At 53.4% G+C, this 16,660-nt stretch carries 15 protein-coding genes; 7 read left to right on the forward strand and 8 right to left on the reverse strand.

The features are described from left to right. Positions 1–56 precede the first annotated feature (56 nt). Genes FDX01_RS05515 through cmoB form a run of 5 tightly spaced genes read left to right on the forward strand, consistent with a single transcriptional unit; the run spans position 57 to position 3,635 of the window. Positions 57–623, forward strand: a complete 567-nt coding sequence (locus FDX01_RS05515) for a hydrolase (protein ID WP_137399374.1) — start codon at positions 57–59, stop codon at positions 621–623. Further along, positions 620–1,438, forward strand: a complete 819-nt coding sequence (locus tag FDX01_RS05520; protein WP_137399375.1) for a DUF72 domain-containing protein — start codon at positions 620–622, stop codon at positions 1,436–1,438. The genes FDX01_RS05515 and FDX01_RS05520 overlap by 4 nt, the downstream gene beginning before the upstream one ends. A gap of 52 nt (positions 1,439–1,490) precedes the next feature. Continuing rightward, entirely contained in the window at positions 1,491–1,886 is a 396-nt protein-coding gene (locus tag FDX01_RS05525) for an MAPEG family protein (protein WP_096757440.1), read from the forward strand. 40 nt (positions 1,887–1,926) lie between these two features. After that, entirely contained in the window at positions 1,927–2,670 is a 744-nt protein-coding gene (gene cmoA / locus FDX01_RS05530) for a carboxy-S-adenosyl-L-methionine synthase CmoA (RefSeq protein ID WP_096757441.1), read from the forward strand. Next, complete coding sequence (cmoB, locus tag FDX01_RS05535) at positions 2,667–3,635, forward strand: tRNA 5-methoxyuridine(34)/uridine 5-oxyacetic acid(34) synthase CmoB (RefSeq protein WP_115258776.1); 969 nt, start codon at positions 2,667–2,669, stop codon at positions 3,633–3,635. Before cmoA ends, cmoB begins: the two co-directional genes overlap by 4 nt. Positions 3,636–3,796: 161 nt before the next feature. On the opposite strand, the gene cutC is transcribed toward cmoB, so the two are convergent. Beyond that, a complete protein-coding gene (gene cutC, locus FDX01_RS05540) occupies positions 3,797–4,543 on the reverse strand; it encodes a copper homeostasis protein CutC (RefSeq protein WP_137399376.1) in 747 nt (248 codons plus the stop codon). A gap of 2 nt (positions 4,544–4,545) precedes the next feature. Beyond that, on the reverse strand, positions 4,546–5,112 hold the full coding sequence (locus FDX01_RS05545) for a VOC family protein (protein ID WP_137399377.1): 567 nt from the start codon (positions 5,110–5,112) through the stop codon (positions 4,546–4,548). A gap of 238 nt (positions 5,113–5,350) precedes the next feature. Here FDX01_RS05545 and argS point away from each other — a divergent pair, with 238 nt between their 5' ends. After that, complete coding sequence (gene argS / locus FDX01_RS05550; protein ID WP_137399378.1) at positions 5,351–7,084, forward strand: arginine--tRNA ligase; 1,734 nt, start codon at positions 5,351–5,353, stop codon at positions 7,082–7,084. 241 nt (positions 7,085–7,325) lie between these two features. Continuing rightward, complete coding sequence (gene mrdA / locus FDX01_RS05555; protein WP_137399379.1) at positions 7,326–9,263, forward strand: penicillin-binding protein 2; 1,938 nt, start codon at positions 7,326–7,328, stop codon at positions 9,261–9,263. On the opposite strand, the gene FDX01_RS05560 is transcribed toward mrdA, so the two are convergent. From FDX01_RS05560 to cheZ, 6 genes are all read right to left on the reverse strand, one after another. Next, on the reverse strand, positions 9,235–10,374 hold the full coding sequence (locus tag FDX01_RS05560) for a glycoside hydrolase family 105 protein (protein WP_117341926.1): 1,140 nt from the start codon (positions 10,372–10,374) through the stop codon (positions 9,235–9,237). The two genes, mrdA and FDX01_RS05560, sit on opposite strands and share 29 nt — an antisense overlap. 4 nt (positions 10,375–10,378) lie before the next feature. Then, positions 10,379–11,962: an MFS transporter gene (locus FDX01_RS05565; protein ID WP_137399380.1), complete on the reverse strand. Its 1,584-nt coding sequence runs from the start codon at positions 11,960–11,962 to the stop codon at positions 10,379–10,381. A 265-nt stretch (positions 11,963–12,227) separates the two neighbouring features. After that, positions 12,228–12,620, reverse strand: a complete 393-nt coding sequence (gene flhe / locus FDX01_RS05570; RefSeq protein ID WP_115258784.1) for a flagellar protein FlhE — start codon at positions 12,618–12,620, stop codon at positions 12,228–12,230. Then, a complete protein-coding gene (gene flhA / locus FDX01_RS05575) occupies positions 12,620–14,698 on the reverse strand; it encodes a flagellar biosynthesis protein FlhA (RefSeq protein ID WP_137362884.1) in 2,079 nt (692 codons plus the stop codon). The genes flhe and flhA overlap by 1 nt, the downstream gene beginning before the upstream one ends. Next, positions 14,691–15,842 (reverse strand): flagellar biosynthesis protein FlhB, encoded by a 1,152-nt coding sequence (flhB, locus tag FDX01_RS05580; RefSeq protein ID WP_117341924.1) that lies wholly within the window; start codon positions 15,840–15,842, stop codon positions 14,691–14,693. Before flhB ends, flhA begins: the two co-directional genes overlap by 8 nt. A gap of 170 nt (positions 15,843–16,012) precedes the next feature. Then, positions 16,013–16,657, reverse strand: a complete 645-nt coding sequence (cheZ, locus tag FDX01_RS05585; protein ID WP_096759429.1) for a protein phosphatase CheZ — start codon at positions 16,655–16,657, stop codon at positions 16,013–16,015. Positions 16,658–16,660 lie beyond the last annotated feature (3 nt).

The raw sequence follows: 16,660 nt of genomic DNA on the forward strand, positions 1-16,660 counted from the left end.
TTTCACACACAATCGCGATTAAGGTGTAACGGAATTCTTTTTTGACTGGAGTCACCATGCTGGAACTGAACGCTAAAACCACCGCCCTTGTCGTTATTGATCTACAGGAAGGGATCTTACCCTTCGCCGGCGGCCCCCATTCGGCAAGCGACGTGGTAACCCACGCCGCACGCCTTGCGGCACAATTCCGCGCTCACGGTTCACCGGTAGTGATGGTTCGCGTTGGCTGGTCTGACGACTACGCAGAAGCCCTGAAACAGCCGGTAGATGCCCTGGCACCCGCAAAAGCGCTCCCTGCAAACTGGTGGGACTATCCGACAGCGCTGGGCAAAAACGCCAGTGACATCGAAGTGATCAAACGCCAGTGGGGTGCCTTTTACGGCACCGACCTCGAACTCCAACTGCGCCGCCGGGGCGTTGACACTATCGTGTTATGCGGGATCTCCACCAACATCGGCGTTGAGTCAACGGCGCGTAACGCCTGGGAACTGGGTTTTAACCTGGTGATTGCCGAAGATGCCTGTAGCGCAGCCAGTGCCGATCAACATCAGGGCAGCATGACGCATATCTTCCCGCGCATTGCACGCGTGCGCAGCGTGGACGAGATCCTGCAAGCGTTATGATCTATATCGGCCTGCCGCAGTGGTCGCATCCGAAATGGGTGCGCCTGGGGATCACCAGCCTTGAAGAGTATGCCCGCCACTTTAACTGTGTTGAGGGCAATACCACACTCTACGCGCTGCCAAAAGCCGAGATTGTTACGCGCTGGCAGGCGCAGACTACCGATGACTTTCGCTTCTGCTTTAAGTTTCCGGCGACCATTTCGCATCAAGCTGCACTGCGAAACTGTGATGATTTGGTGCAAGAATTTTTCACCCGCATGTCACCGCTGGAAGCGCGAATCGGGCAATATTGGTTGCAGTTACCCGCCACCTTTTCTCCTCGCGATCTCCCTGCTCTGTGGGCGTTTCTTGATGCGTTACCCGCATCGTTTACCTACGGGGTGGAAGTTCGCCATCCTGAATTTTTTACCAAAGGTGAAGACGAGAAACGGTTCAATCGCGGCTTACACGAGCGAGGGGTCAATCGGGTAATTTTAGATAGTCGGCCGGTACACGCCGCGGTTCCTCACAGTGAAGCGATTCGCGATGCGCAGCGCAAAAAACCGAAAGTTCCGGTCCATGCAGTGGTTACTGCGAACAATCCCATGGTGCGCTTTATCGGCAGCGATAATATGGAGCAAAACCGAACGTTATTTAACGTATGGCTGGCCAAACTGTCTCTCTGGAAGCAGACCACCACACCCTATCTGTTTTTACATACGCCAGACATCGCGCAGGCCCCGGAGCTTGTAGATACGCTATGGGCAGATTTACGCAGCGCTCTGCCAGAGATCGGATCAGCACCGTCTATTCCACAGCAATCTTCTCTTTTCTGAAAATGCCACCTATCATAGTCAATGCCAGCAGCCATTTTAAAAGGGAGTTTGTATGGTAAGCGCGCTATATGCCGTACTGGGTGCGTTATTGTTGATTAAGTTCTCCTTTGACGTTGTCCGCCTGCGTATGCAGTATCGCGTGGCTTATGGCGACGGCGGTTTTAGCGAACTACAAAGTGCGATTCGCATTCACGGTAATGCGGTGGAATATATCCCCGTCGCATTAGTGTTGCTGTTATTTATGGAAATGAACGGCGCGGAAACGTGGATGGTGCATATTTGCGGGCTGATGTTAATTGCCGGTCGGCTGATGCATTATTACGGATTCCACCACCGTCTGTTCCGCTGGCGTCGTTCCGGCATGAGCGCCACCTGGTGCTCGCTGGTGCTAATGGTGCTGGCGAATCTCTGGTATATGCCCTGGGAGTTGGTTTTCTCCCTGCATTAGCGCACAATACGCCACTTTATTTTTCCCGGATTTTTACGTTATGTCTCACCGCGACACGCTTTTTTCTGCGCCTATCGCCAGTCTGGGTGACTGGACCTTTGATGAACGGGTAGCTGAAGTCTTCCCGGATATGATCCAGCGTTCCGTTCCCGGCTACTCCAACATCATTTCGATGATTGGTATGCTGGCCGAACGTTTCGTGCAACCCAACACGCAGGTCTACGATCTGGGCTGTTCATTGGGCGCCGCGACGCTCTCGGTGCGTCGCAGTATTCAGCATGACAATTGTAAAATTATTGCCGTCGACAACTCCCCGGCCATGGTTGAACGCTGCCGCCGTCATATTGACGCCTATAAAGCCCCTATTCCGGTCGAAGTTGTCGAAGGGGATATTCGCAACATTACTATTGAAAACGCCTCAATGGTGGTGCTGAATTTTACCCTGCAATTCCTTGAGCCAGCGGAGCGCCAGGCATTGTTGGATAAGATTTATCAGGGGCTGAATCCTGGCGGCGCGCTGGTGCTGTCGGAGAAATTCAGTTTCGAAGATGCAAAAGTGGGTGAGCTGTTGTTCAACATGCACCACGATTTCAAGCGGGCAAATGGCTACAGCGAACTGGAAATCAGCCAAAAACGCAGCATGCTGGAAAACGTCATGCTGACCGACTCGGTCGAAACCCATAAAGCGCGCCTGCATCAGGCTGGTTTTGAACACAGCGAACTGTGGTTCCAGTGCTTTAACTTTGGTTCTCTGGTGGCACTAAAAGCTGAGGTTGCGGCATGATCGACTTTGGTAACTTTTATCAGCTGATTGCCAAAAATCACCTTTCTCATTGGCTGGAAACGCTCCCGGCGCAAATTGCGAGCTGGCAGCGCGATCAGCATGGCCTGTTTAAGCAGTGGTCGAACGCGGTAGAGTTTTTGCCCGAACTGACACCGCACCGTCTGGACTTGCTGCACAGTGTCACCGCTGAAAGCGAAGAGCCGCTCAGCGACGGTCAGCTTAAACGCATTGATACATTAATGCGCAATTTGATGCCGTGGCGTAAAGGGCCATACTCACTGTATGGCGTCAATATCGACACCGAATGGCGTTCTGACTGGAAATGGGATCGCGTTCTGCCGCATTTATCCGACCTGACCGGACGGACGATCCTGGATGTCGGCTGCGGCAGCGGGTATCACATGTGGCGCATGATCGGTGCAGGCGCGCACCTGGCCGTTGGGATTGATCCGACCCAGTTATTCCTGTGTCAGTTCGAAGCGGTGCGAAAACTGCTGGGCAACGACCAGCGCGCGCATCTGCTGCCGCTGGGTATTGAACAGCTTCCGGCGTTGAACGCGTTTGATACCGTTTTCTCAATGGGCGTGCTCTATCACCGCCGTTCTCCGCTGGAACATCTCTGGCAGTTGAAAGATCAACTGGTACAAGACGGTGAACTGGTACTGGAAACGCTGGTGGTTGAAGGGGACGAAAATACCGTGCTGGTGCCGGGTGACCGCTACGCACAAATGCGCAACGTCTACTTTATTCCGTCTGCTCTGGCGTTGAAAAACTGGCTGGAGAAGTGCGGTTTTGTTGATGTCCGCATTGCCGACGTGTGTGTGACCACTACCGAAGAACAGCGCCGTACCGAGTGGATGATTACCGAATCGCTGGCTGATTTCCTCGACCCGAACGACAGCAGTAAAACGGTAGAAGGGTACCCTGCCCCGCTGCGCGCGGTCTTGATTGCGCGTAAGCCGTGATGGATTGCCCGGTGGCGCTACGCTTACCGGGCCTACAACTCCCGTAGGCCTGATAAGGCATCGCCGCCATCAGGCATAAAAGGATAAAAAAAGGCCCCTGTAATTGCAGGGGCCTGGTACGAGCAAGCATCATATTGGGCGACATGATGCAACGGTAAAAATCAGCTGGCCCGATGGTGCGCAATAATCGCTTTCATTTCAGCAACCGCCGCCCCGTCTACCGCATAGCGGGAATATTCATCCGCTTGCGCATCCGAAGACATCGACAACCCCGCATTGCGATATCGCATGGGAGAAGTCAGCCATACTCCGGCAGAACTGTGGACTTCCTGCACACCGGCGTCGAGGAATAGAGACAAATTCGCAGCGCGAACCCCCGCTCCGGCCATAATGATTGGAGCACCGGGCTGTGCAATAAGTTCCATTATTTTTGTTAAACCTTGCGCAGCATCTGATTTTTGCCCGGAAGTCAGCACTCGGGCGACACCCAAATCAGATAAACTTTTCAGCGCATTTAAGGGGTTGGCACACATATCAAAGGCCCGATGAAACGTGACATTTAGCGTACCGGCTGCCCGCATAATTTTTTCCATGCGCGACATATCGACGTTGCCATCAACATCTAATAACCCGGTTACCAGCCCGGAGAATCCGAGATCTCTGACCATGGCGATATCATCCAGCATGGTCGCGAATTCACAGTCGGTATAGCAAAAATCCCCGCCGCGCGGGCGGATAATCGGATTGACGGGAATATCAATATGCTGACGAACGGTACGTAATACACCCAGTGATGGGGTTAAGCCCCCTTCTTTGGGTGCCGAACACAGTTCAATACGATCCGCGCCATTTTTTTGTGCCGTCAGCGCACACTCCATGCTGTAACAGCAGATTTCCAGCAGTGCCATGGTTACTCCTGTTGCTCGCTTGCCACAATCGTTTCAATTGACCATGGATGAAACTTGATAGTCACGCTGCCGTCGCTGACCGCCAGCGTCGGGTTCGGTAACCGCTCACGCTCGCCTTGTGGTGAACTGGTTTTCACAAAGATACCCGGCTGACTCAATCCTTCATCAGAAAGCAACGCCAGCGCTCGCGCATTCAACGTTTCCGGCTCGCCCGGCAGAACAATCTCAATATGCTCCCAACCCTCATGTGGGTAGCGTTTTTCACCCGGCCACGGCAACTCCACAATAGAAAACTGCCAGTGCGCCACGCACACCGGCTCATCCAGTTTGAACAGGCAAATCGGTCTGCCATTGATGATATTTTCCGACAACAGCTGGCCGCACTGTTCAAACCCGTGACGCCAGCGCTCTGCGGTGGTGTTTTGATGACAGCGCAGAGAGATGTGATCGGCTTCAAGCGGAGCAATATTCAAACCCAGACGGGTGGAAAGTTCAGTTAACGCCTGAGTGAAATGCCCTAAATCTGCGGAAATATCATGCAGTTCTGCAACGGTTTGCCAGTTCGCCATATTGAAAGCTCATATCCATGTTCAAAGTCGCTAATTTACTCTGTTGCGCAGTACCATCCAACCGCTGATTTTTTCAGGGAAAAAATGAATGATTATTCGTCATTGCCCTGCGTCTATTTTAGGCCGCGCGCGGCACGCACAATGCTGACGGCAACGGGCATTTGCAGTATACTCCCGGCCTAAATTCTTAATCTGGCGCGGTGTATAGTAAAGCGCTTCATAAATGTAAGGTATTCCGGTGAATATTCAGGCTCTTCTCTCAGAAAAAGTCCGTCAGGCCATGATTGCTGCAGGTGCGCCTGCAGATTGCGAACCTCAGGTTCGTCAGTCAGCAAAAGTACAGTTCGGCGACTATCAGGCCAACGGCATGATGGCAGTCGCTAAAAAACTGGGTATGGCGCCGCGACAACTGGCAGAGCAGGTGCTGACTCATCTGGATCTCAACGGGATTGCCAGCAAGATTGAAATTGCGGGCCCGGGCTTTATCAATATTTTCCTCGATCCAGCATTCCTGGCGCAGCACGTGCAGCAGGCGCTGGCTTCCGATCGTCTGGGCGTTGCACAGCCAGAAAAGCAAACCGTTGTTGTTGACTACTCTGCGCCAAACGTGGCGAAAGAGATGCACGTAGGCCACCTGCGTTCCACCATCATCGGTGATGCGGCTGTCCGTACGCTGGAGTTTCTCGGCCATAAAGTCATCCGCGCAAACCACGTTGGCGACTGGGGAACCCAGTTCGGTATGCTCATCGCGTGGCTGGAAAAGCAGCAGCAGGAAAACGCGGGTGAAATGGCGCTGGCTGACCTTGAAGGTTTCTATCGTGACGCGAAAAAACATTACGACGAAGATGAAGAATTCGCCGAGCGCGCACGTAGCTACGTGGTGAAGTTGCAGGGTGGTGATGCTTACTTCCGCGAAATGTGGCGCAAACTGGTCGACATTACCATGTCCCAGAACCAGTTAACCTACGATCGTCTGAACGTGACGCTGACCCGCGACGACGTGATGGGTGAAAGCCTGTACAACCCGATGCTGCCAGGCATTGTTGCGGATCTCAAAGCCAAAGGCCTGGCCGTTGAAAGCGAAGGCGCGACTGTCGTATTCCTTGATGAGTATAAAAACAAGGAAGGCGAACCGATGGGCGTTATCATCCAGAAGAAAGATGGTGGTTATCTGTACACTACCACTGATATCGCCTGCGCCAAGTACCGTTACGAAACACTGCATGCCGATCGCGTGCTGTATTACATCGACTCCCGCCAGCATCAGCATTTAATGCAGGCATGGACCATCGTGCGTAAAGCCGGTTACGTGCCGGATTCCGTACCGCTGGAACACCACATGTTCGGCATGATGCTCGGCAAAGACGGTAAACCGTTCAAGACCCGCGCGGGTGGCACGGTTAAACTGGCCGATCTGTTAGATGAAGCGCTGGAACGTGCACGTCGTCTGGTGGCAGAGAAGAACCCGGACATGCCTGCCGACGAGCTGGAAAAACTGGCGAATGCGGTCGGTATCGGCGCCGTGAAGTATGCAGATCTGTCGAAAAACCGTACCACGGATTACATCTTCGACTGGGATAATATGCTGGCCTTCGAAGGCAATACCGCACCGTACATGCAGTATGCCTACACCCGCGTACTGTCCGTGTTCCGTAAGGCAGATATCGACGAAAGTGCGCTGGCCAGCGCGAAGGTCATCATCAGTGATGATCGTGAAGCCCAACTGGCGGCGCGTCTACTGCAGTTTGAAGAAACGCTCACCGTCGTTGCACGTGAAGGTACACCGCACGTGATGTGCGCCTATCTGTACGATCTTGCCGGTTTGTTCTCTGGTTTCTACGAACATTGCCCAATCCTCAGCGCCGAGAGCGAAGAGATTCGTAACAGCCGCCTGAAGCTGGCACAGTTGACGGCGAAAACGCTGAAGCTGGGTCTGGATACGCTGGGTATCGAAACCGTAGAACGTATGTAATCACCACGAGTGATGTGAAAGCCCGCGCTATGTCGCGGGCTTTTTTATTTTCCCGAATGACCGCCCTCGTAGGTCTGATAAGCGAAGCGCCATCAGGCCTACGAGAAACGGCTACGTTCACTGTAATTTGTTACAACTCACAAGGAATGACACATTTCCGTAGAGGGATGGAACATCTTTTACCTGTTATCCCATTTACACCTCCGTATCATTAGGCGGCGAATTAATCAGGTGTGGGTCCATGACATTCAGAGATTTTGAGGCGGAAGAGAAACTCTTTCAGCGACGGGTAATAGTGGCCTTTGGCCTGGTGGTCATCTGTTTTGGCATCCTGATTTATAACCTCTACAACTTACAAATTCGCGAGCATCAGTATTACACCACCCGCTCAAATGCCAATGACATCAAAATGCTGCCGGTTGCCCCAACGCGCGGCATCATTTACGATCGCAACGGTATCCCGCTGGTGCGCAACGTCACCTGGTACGATATTTCTGTCACTCCTTATAAAATCAACGATATGGATGCCTTGCTAAAGCAGCTAACGCCTATTGTTGACCTGACCCCTGATGAGATTGACCAGTTTCGCCACGATCTGAAATCCAGTAGTCGCTATCGCCCGGTGGTGCTCAAAAATGCGCTGACCGACGTGGAGATCGCCCGTTTCTCGGTTAATCAGTTTCATTTCAGCGGCGTCACCATCAATAGCTATGAAGATCGCCAATATCCGTATGGCGCAGAGTTGGCGCATGTGCTCGGCTATGTCTCTAAAATCAATGACAGCGACCTGAAAGCGTTGGATAAAAAGGGGCTGGCAGAAAACTACGCCGCCGATCACAACATTGGCAAGCAGGGGATCGAACACTATTACGAAAACGATCTGCACGGCAAAACGGGTTATCAAGAAGTCGAAGTCGATAACCACGGACGCATCGTACGCCTGATAAAAGATGTACCGCCTGTTGCCGGAAAGGACATCCACCTGACGCTGGATTTACACTTACAGGAATATATAGAGAGCCTGCTGCTCGGTCAGCGCGCCGCCGTGCTGGTTGAAGATCCGCACGATGGCTCGGTGCTGGCGATGGTCTCTAACCCCAGCTATGATCCGAATCCGTTCGTCAAAGGTATCAGCTACCAGGACTACAACACGCTGCTGCAGGATAAAGACCTGCCGTTGATTAACCGCGTCACGCAAGGTTTGTACCCTCCCGCCTCCACGGTCAAGCCGTACATGGCGATGTCAGCATTGCTCAATGGCGTTATCACCCCGCAGACCAGCTTCTTTGGCGCGCCAACATGGACATTGCCCGGCACTGAGCGACATTATCGCGACTGGAAAAAAACCGGTCATGGCATGTTGGACGTGACCAAAGCAATTGAAGAGTCCGCTGATACGTTCTTCTATCAGGTGGCGTATATGATGGGCATTGACCGAATCAATAGCATGCTTAGCCAGTTTGGTTACGGTAAACCCACCGGCATTGATCTTGATGAAGAGTACAACGGGCTGTTACCGAGCCGCGACTGGAAACAACGGGTGCATAAAAAAGCCTGGTATCAGGGAGACACCATTTCGGTTGGTATCGGTCAGGGATACTGGATCGCCACGCCAATCCAGATGGTGAAAGCAATGGTGGCACTGATTAACAACGGGAAAGTGATTGCCCCTCACCTGTTGCAGGCTGAAGAGAGTGGTAAATCTGTTACGCCTTATCATGCCGCCACGGTACCGTCACAGATTGCCTCTCCCTCCTCGCCCTATTGGGGACTGGTACGCGAGGCGATGTTTGGCATGGCCAATGCGCCGAACGGGACAGGTTATAAATTTTTCCATACTGCACCTTACGGAATTGCGGCGAAAAGCGGAACCTCACAGGTTTTCAGCCTGAAAGAAAACCAGACTTACAATGCGAAGATGATCCCCATCCGCCTGCGTGACCACGTGTTCTACACCGCATTTGCACCCTACAAAAACCCGAAAGTCGCCGTGGCGTTGATTCTGGAAAACGGCGGCAGCGACGGCATTACCGCCGCGCCGGTTATGCGACAAATTATGGATCATCTGTTTGTGCCGCAGGACAACGCCGCACAAACAGAGGTAACTCAACAAACAACGCCGACAGCGACAGCGCCGTCGGACACCGATATTAAAAATACTTACGCAAGTATTCGGTGAGACACAGCATCGCCATCGCCTGACCGTAAGGCATGGAGGTCAGCGGAATGTTGCGATAGAACTCGAGATTGTGCCCCATCCCGGTACCAAATGAGGTTTGCAGCAGCTCCCCTTCTGGTGAGATATGCTGCACAATGCCTTTGATGGCGAGTTCTGCTACCGCCGCATATTCCTGCCCGACATAACGCTTACGCACCGCTTTCAAAATCCCATAAGCAAATCCGGCGGTAGCTGACGCTTCAAGGTAAGAATGCGGATCGTCCAGCAACGTGTGCCACAGACCACTCTCATCCTGACACTTCGCCAGGGCCGCAATTTGCGCATTCAGTACCTGTACCAGATAGCGACGAACGGCATTATTCTCCGGTAAATCGACCAGTTCGAGGAACTCCGGAATAACAATAGTTAGCCAGCTGTTACCGCGCGCCCAGCGGGCGTTGGCAAAGTTATGATTTCCCTCATAGCTCCAGCCGTGGAACCACAGACCGGTTTCTTTATCCATCAGGTTTTGCACATGTAACAGGAACTGATACGTCGCCTCTTCAACGTACTCGGGGCGGTTGAGCAGTTTGCCAATCTTCGCCAGCGGTAACACCGTCATCATCAACGTGTCGTCCCACATCTGCTGATGATTCTCTTCCGCCAGCGTGATGTGCTGCATACCACCAAAATCGGTACGCGGCATGTCGTGCATCGCCCACTCGGCCCAGGAATCAAGCCACGGCAGATACGCCGGATTGCGCGTTTCTTCATAGCGATACGCCAGCGTCAGAAACGGCGCCATGGTATTGACGTTTTTAGTCGTCGCGCCTTCTGCAAAGCGGTCGGCAAACCAGCCATCGATGATATCGCGCATCGTTTCATCACCGGTTTGCTGGTAATACTGGTACATCCCGTACAGGCCGACGCCGTGCGTCCACTCCCATCCAGCCCACCCTTTGGTGTCAATAACGCGTCCGTCGTCCAGTCGCAGCAAGAACTCACCGCTCTCATCATGAATATTGACCAGATTATGCGTCACCTTCTTGATGAGCGTTTTTAACTCATCTCTGGCAATAAAATGTTCAGGTTGACGTAACAACGGGCTGTGTTTAACCGGATAAACAATCATTTACTTAACCTCTGTGCAATGTCGAATTCAATGCTGAGCCATGTTGCAGTGATGGCGCAGCAGGTTTATTACGATTCAGGTAACCAATATTGTTGTTACCCCAAAGTGATTCATACGGCATGCCTGACAGCATCTCTACCGTTGCACGTCCTTCAGGGGTAAGCCCTTCTGGCATGGGGCGCCCGGACTCACGCATTTTTGCGGTCTCTTCACGCAAGGTGCTATGTGTTTGCAGATTCAGTTTGAAACGCAGAGACACCAGGAATCCCAGCGCCAGTACAATCAACGTACCGCAGCTCAGAATGAACAGAATGGTATGGCTGACCGCAGCAGGTTGTTCACTCTGCCCGGAGACAAAACCCGATAACTGCATAACAATGCCGACCAGCATGACGGCCCCCGCCTGCGAGGCTTTGCGCGTTAAAGTCATGATGCCGGCAAAGATCCCTTCCCGACGCTGGCCTGTGATCACCTCGTCGACATCGGCGATATAGGTGTAGGTATTCCACGGAACATAATTGATGCCACCACGTCCCAGGCCCGCAACGGCGGAAACCAGCAGCAATAAGGCGTACACATCACTCAGCCCGGCGTAATACAACACCGCATAAGAGAGAGAACTCAGGCCAAACAGCACCACCACCATCCGGTAAGACGGGGCCGGTCCAAAGCGAATGCACAGCGGGATCATGGCGATAACCGCAATAAACTGGAAGATAGCCATGGTGCCCAGCAGGTTCGACGCCATAGAGGCTTCCTGCATCAACACAAACACCACATAGTAGGTAAAGACCGCGTTGAACACGTCCTGCGCGATATAACCACCAAGATACATGCCCAAATGTTGACGGAAAATGCGGATGCGCAGCGTCGAACTTAGCTCAGTGAAAAGACGACTCATGCTCTGACGAAAGGTCAGGCTTTTCTTCTCTTCTTCAGCGCGAAGTGCCGCTTCGCTCCATTCTTCACGCGGGCGTTCCCAGGTAAAAAACCACACAAAGGTCAGCATCAGCGCGCACAGCACCGAAAACACCAGGCTGGCATAGAAAAATGAAACAGGATTGTGTTTACCAAACAGCGTCAACAGTACGCCAGGTAAGAACGAGGCCAGTATGGCTGACATCTGGGCCATAGAAATACGCGCGCCAGAAAACTTGGTTTTCTGTTTAAAATCATCGGTCATTTCCGGTACCAGCGTTTCATAGGGCACCAGAATCATGGTGTAAACCACATCAAACACCAGGTAGGTCAGCAGGTAGTACCAGAATCCCATGTCGCCGACCCACATCAGGGAGTAGCTAAAGACACAGGGAATCCCCAGCAGAATAAAAAACTTACGTCGGCCAAAGCGCTTACCAAGCCAGGTCGATCCAAAATTATCCGTTAAAAAGCCCATTAATGGGCTAACCACCGCATCCAGCACCCTGGCCGTTGCAAAAATAAACGTCGCCTCAATAGGCGTCAGGCCACAAAAAGTGGTGTAGAAATAGAGCAACCATGCGGCGGTCAGCGCCGTGGTCCCTGCGCCTAAAAAGTCACCTGCCCCATAGGCAAAATAATTTACCAACCCAATTTTACGTGTTCTCATTGCCGTTACCCCTGCACATTATTGGGAGGCCCCGCAATCCTCACTTCGATGCAGGACGTCCTTACACGGCCACAGTAAAAGTTAACCGCAAGGGAAACCTTTTTATTTCTGCCAGGGATAATCGCGAAATGGCAACAGCACAAAGAGTCCGGCAACGTAAGTCACCTATTTTATAAAACAGCGTTTCTTTTAAATCAAAGTGGCGGGTCAAAAAGTGCGAGACAGCCAGCAGTTTCATCTGCCAGCTGCGATGAAGAAGAGAGAATTAACGGTAGTTGACGATGACCTGATTACTTTGCACCTGTAAGGCCGGGATCAGGCGACCGCCGCCGGGCACCTCCCAGACAAAATGCATCGGCTCCACGGCAGGTACGTTATTAAATCCGTGAGTGGTGCCGCTTTGCCCGTCCAGCTCAACGCAGCGCGACTGCGAACATAAACGTACCCGCAGCCCCGCAGGCGTAGGGCCATTCAGCTCATAGCGCCAGGCTACCAGCGTCATCAACCCCGAGACGGGCTGGCCGGGAACCAAAGGCGCAGACGAGGCAGACTGCCCGCGGTGATTTAACGTAATGCCCATGCCACTAGCCTGCCAGGCGCCTTCTCCGGCGGCCTGCACTGCCAGAGGAAACAATAACAGCCACAGAAACTTACGCATTATTTACCTCCGATGGTCGCGGTCATGCGGATATGGCGGTTATCGGAAAGCTCCATGTTCGACAACACCACCAGCTGCGGTATGCTGCGGCGTAAAAAACGCGCCAGCAGAGGCCTCAATGCATGATTAACCAACAGCACCGGCGGCGCGCCCAACATTTCCTGGCGCGATAACGCTTCCTGAGTTTGCGCCAACAGTCGGTCTGCCAGCCCCGGCTCCAGGCCGCCGCCCCCTTGTAAGGCCTGCAGCAGCAAGCGCTCAAGCGGCGTATCCAGGCCAATAACCTGAACTTCGTCGTTCCCCGGGAACCATTGCTGGGTAATCGCCCTTCCCAACGCCACGCGGACCACGGCAGTGAGTTCATGCGGATCGTTTTGCAGCGGTGCATGTTCGGCCAGCGTTTCGAGGATGGTGCGCATATCGCGAATCGGCACTTTTTCATCCAATAAATTCTGCAACACTTTATGTAGCGTGGTCAGCGTCACCACGCCAGGCACCAGATCCTCAGTCAGTTTCGGCATTTCCTGCGACACGCGGTCCAGCAATTGTTGCGCCTCCTGACGTCCAAACAGTTCGGCGGCAAACTGGCCAATCAGGTGATTCAGATGCGTGGCGACGACGGTACTGGCTTCCACCACCGTGAAGCCCTGGATTTGCGCCTGTTCTTTTAGCGCACTTTCAATCCAGATAGCGTCCAGACCAAAAGCCGGATCAACCGTTTTCTCACCCGGCAGCGATCCCGCTGCCGTACCAGGGTTGATGGCCAGCCAGCGTCCCGGATAGGCATCCCCGCTGCCAATTTCTACCCCTTTCATCAGGATGCGATAGCGCGCAGGCTGCAGATCCATATTGTCGCGGATGTGCACCACCGGCGGCAGGAAGCCCATATCCTGGGCAAATTTCTTACGAATACTGCGAATTCGTCCCAGCAACTCGCCATCTTGCTGAAAATCCACCATTGGGATCAGGCGATACCCCACTTCCATTCCCAGCGAGTCTTCCAGTTGGACATCGTTCCAGGTCGCTTCCACCACCGCATTATTTTCCGGCATTTTGATCGTCTGAGGTTCCGCAGGGGCTTTTGTCTCGCGACCGCGCAGCCACCAGGCCAACCCCAATAGCGCTGCGGTAAACATCAGAAATACCAGGTTTGGCATGCCTGGTACCAAGCCCAGTAAACCGAGCACCGCCGCACTGAGCACCATCACGCTGGGGTTACTGAACAGCTGGGTGACCATCTGTTCGCCGACATCCTGATCGGTACTGACGCGCGTCACGATAACGCCCGCCGCGGTGGAGATAACCAGCGCCGGGATTTGGGCGACCAGACCGTCACCGATGGTCAGCAAGGTGTAGCTTTCAGCCGCACTGCCCATACTCATACCGTGTTGTAATACGCCTACCAGCAGGCCGCCTACCACGTTAATCACCATGATCAGAATACCGGCAACGGCGTCCCCGCGAACGAATTTACTCGCACCGTCCATAGAGCCGTAAAAATCAGCTTCCTGGGTCACTTCTGAACGACGTTTTTTAGCTTCATCTTCCCCAATCAGTCCGGCATTGAGATCGGCGTCAATCGCCATCTGTTTACCGGGCATACCGTCCAGCACAAAGCGTGCGCCAACTTCGGCAATACGACCGGCACCTTTGGTGATAACCATAAAGTTGATGATGACAAGAATGACGAAAACCACGATACCGATGGCAAAGTTACCGCCCACCAGGAAGTGACCAAACGCTTCAACCACCTTCCCCGCCGCCGCCGAACCGGTATGCCCTTCCATCAAAATAATACGCGTCGAGGCAACGTTCAGCGCCAGGCGTAATAATGTGGTGAACAGCAAAATGGTCGGGAAGGCAGCGAATTCGAGCGTGCGCTGGGTGAACATCGCCACCAGCAACACCATGATCGACAACGCAATATTAAAGGTAAACAGTAAATCAAGGATGAACGCTGGCAGCGGCAGCACCATCATCGACAAGATAAGCAGGATGAGGATCGGCCCGGCAAGAATCTGCCATTGTGTGGATTTCAGGTTGCCGGGCAGGCGCAGCATCGCGACCAGATTAGCCATCAGTATTCTTCTCGTTCATAAAATCCAGTGCTTCAGGCACCGGAAGGTTTCCAGGTTGCGGTGGCGGCTTGCCGCCCGCCAGACGCCAGCGTTTTAATTGCCATACCCACGCCAGCACTTCTGCGACGGCAGCATACAGCTGGCCGGGTATTTGCTGACCAATCTCAGCATGGCGATATAACGCACGGGCCAGCGGTGGTGCTTCTAAGGTTGGGACTCGATGTTCCGCGCCAATTTCGCGAATACGCAACGCGACCAGCCCCGCCCCTTTGGCGACGACGCGTGGCGCACTCATTTTGTTTTCGTCATATTGCAAGGCGACCGAATAGTGTGTGGGGTTAGTCACAATGACGTCGGCTTTCGGCACATCCGCCATCATGCGTCGCTGCGCTACCGCACGCTGCATCTGGCGAATTTTGCCCTTAACGTGCGGGTCACCTTCGCTTTGTTTATATTCATCGCGGATATCCTGGCGTGACATGCGCAGCTTTTTCACATGGCTGTAAATTTGGAAAAAAACGTCAAACCCCACCATCGGGATCACCCCGAGTACCACCAGCAGCGCACACATACCAACTAAATCAAGGGCATTGCCCATTGCGGTAATCGGCGATTCGGCCATCAACCGCATCATCTCCGGCCACTTGTGCCAGAGATAGAATCCAGCCACGCTGCCAACCAGCGTAGATTTCAGGATGGCTTTCAGCAGTTCAGCACCGGTTTGCGCAGAAAACATGCGCTTGATACCCGGCAGCGGATTCAGCTTCGAAAATTTGGGTTGCAGCGATTTACCGCTGAAGATCAAACCGCCCAACATCACCGGCGAGATCAATGCCACCAGCACCACGCCAGTAATCAGCGGTAACAGCGCAATCATGGCATCTTTAATCAGCAGAATGATTTGGCTGAGGATCAGATTAGGGTCGTTGACCATACTGTGGTCAAAACGCAGCCCGGCCGACAGCATACCCGACAATCTGCGGGCCAGCGACTCCCCGCCGATCCAGATAATGCACACGCCCACCAGCAAAATAAGCAGTGAGGTCAGCTCTTTGGAACGGGGGATCTGCCCATCTTCCCGCGCTTTTTCAAGTCGGTGGGGTGTGGGGGCTTCTGTTTTGTCGTCGTCGCTTTCTTCTGCCACGCATCAGACCCTGGATAGAGACACAGGCGAGAATGATGCCAGAACAGCGACACAGCAATGGCGAGAGTAAGCGGTAAAAAAGACGGGGTTTATGACGTTAACCCCTACAGACGGTAGAGAGTATGCAGACCGGAAGAGAAGCGGTTGCCCCTACATCCGGCCTGCACGAGTCAGAACCCGAGACTGTCCAGCAGGTCGTCAACCTGATCCTGACTGGCCACAACGCCGGCTTTCGAGGTGTCAACCTGCGGGCCGTTCAGCAAACTTTCGTTTTCACGTTTTGGACGGGCGCCCTGCTCAGGGATGTTCTCCAGCAGCACCATTAACAGCTGGCGCTCAATTTCCTGAATAACGTCCATCATGCGCTTGATAACCTGGCCGGTAAGGTCCTGGAAATCCTGCGCCATCATAATGTCGAGCAGCTGAGCATTGGTAAAACTGGTGTGTCCAGGGACATCACCGAGGAACTGACGGGTGTCGGTCACCAGTTCACGGGCATCAGACAGTTCAATCGGATTCTCGAACCATTCGTCCCAGCGTTTACTCAGGGTTTTGGCCCCTTTTTCCATTGCGTCCTGGTGTGGCTGCGAGGCTTCAACGCTGTTCAGCGCACGCTCTGCTGCCTGTGCGGTCATCTGCACAACGTAATCCAGACGATCGCGCGCATCCGGGATCGCTTCCGCCGCTTCAGCAATGGCCTGATCCAGCCCCAGTTCACGCAGGCTGTCGCGCAGCATTCGGGTCAGACTACCGATGCGCGCGATGATATCCCCTGCTGAATGTTCATCAACAGGTTTAATTTGTGGTTGCATCATCAT

Source organism: Citrobacter sp. wls613 (assembly GCF_005281195.1).
Taxonomy (GTDB): Bacteria; Pseudomonadota; Gammaproteobacteria; order Enterobacterales; family Enterobacteriaceae; genus Citrobacter; species Citrobacter gillenii.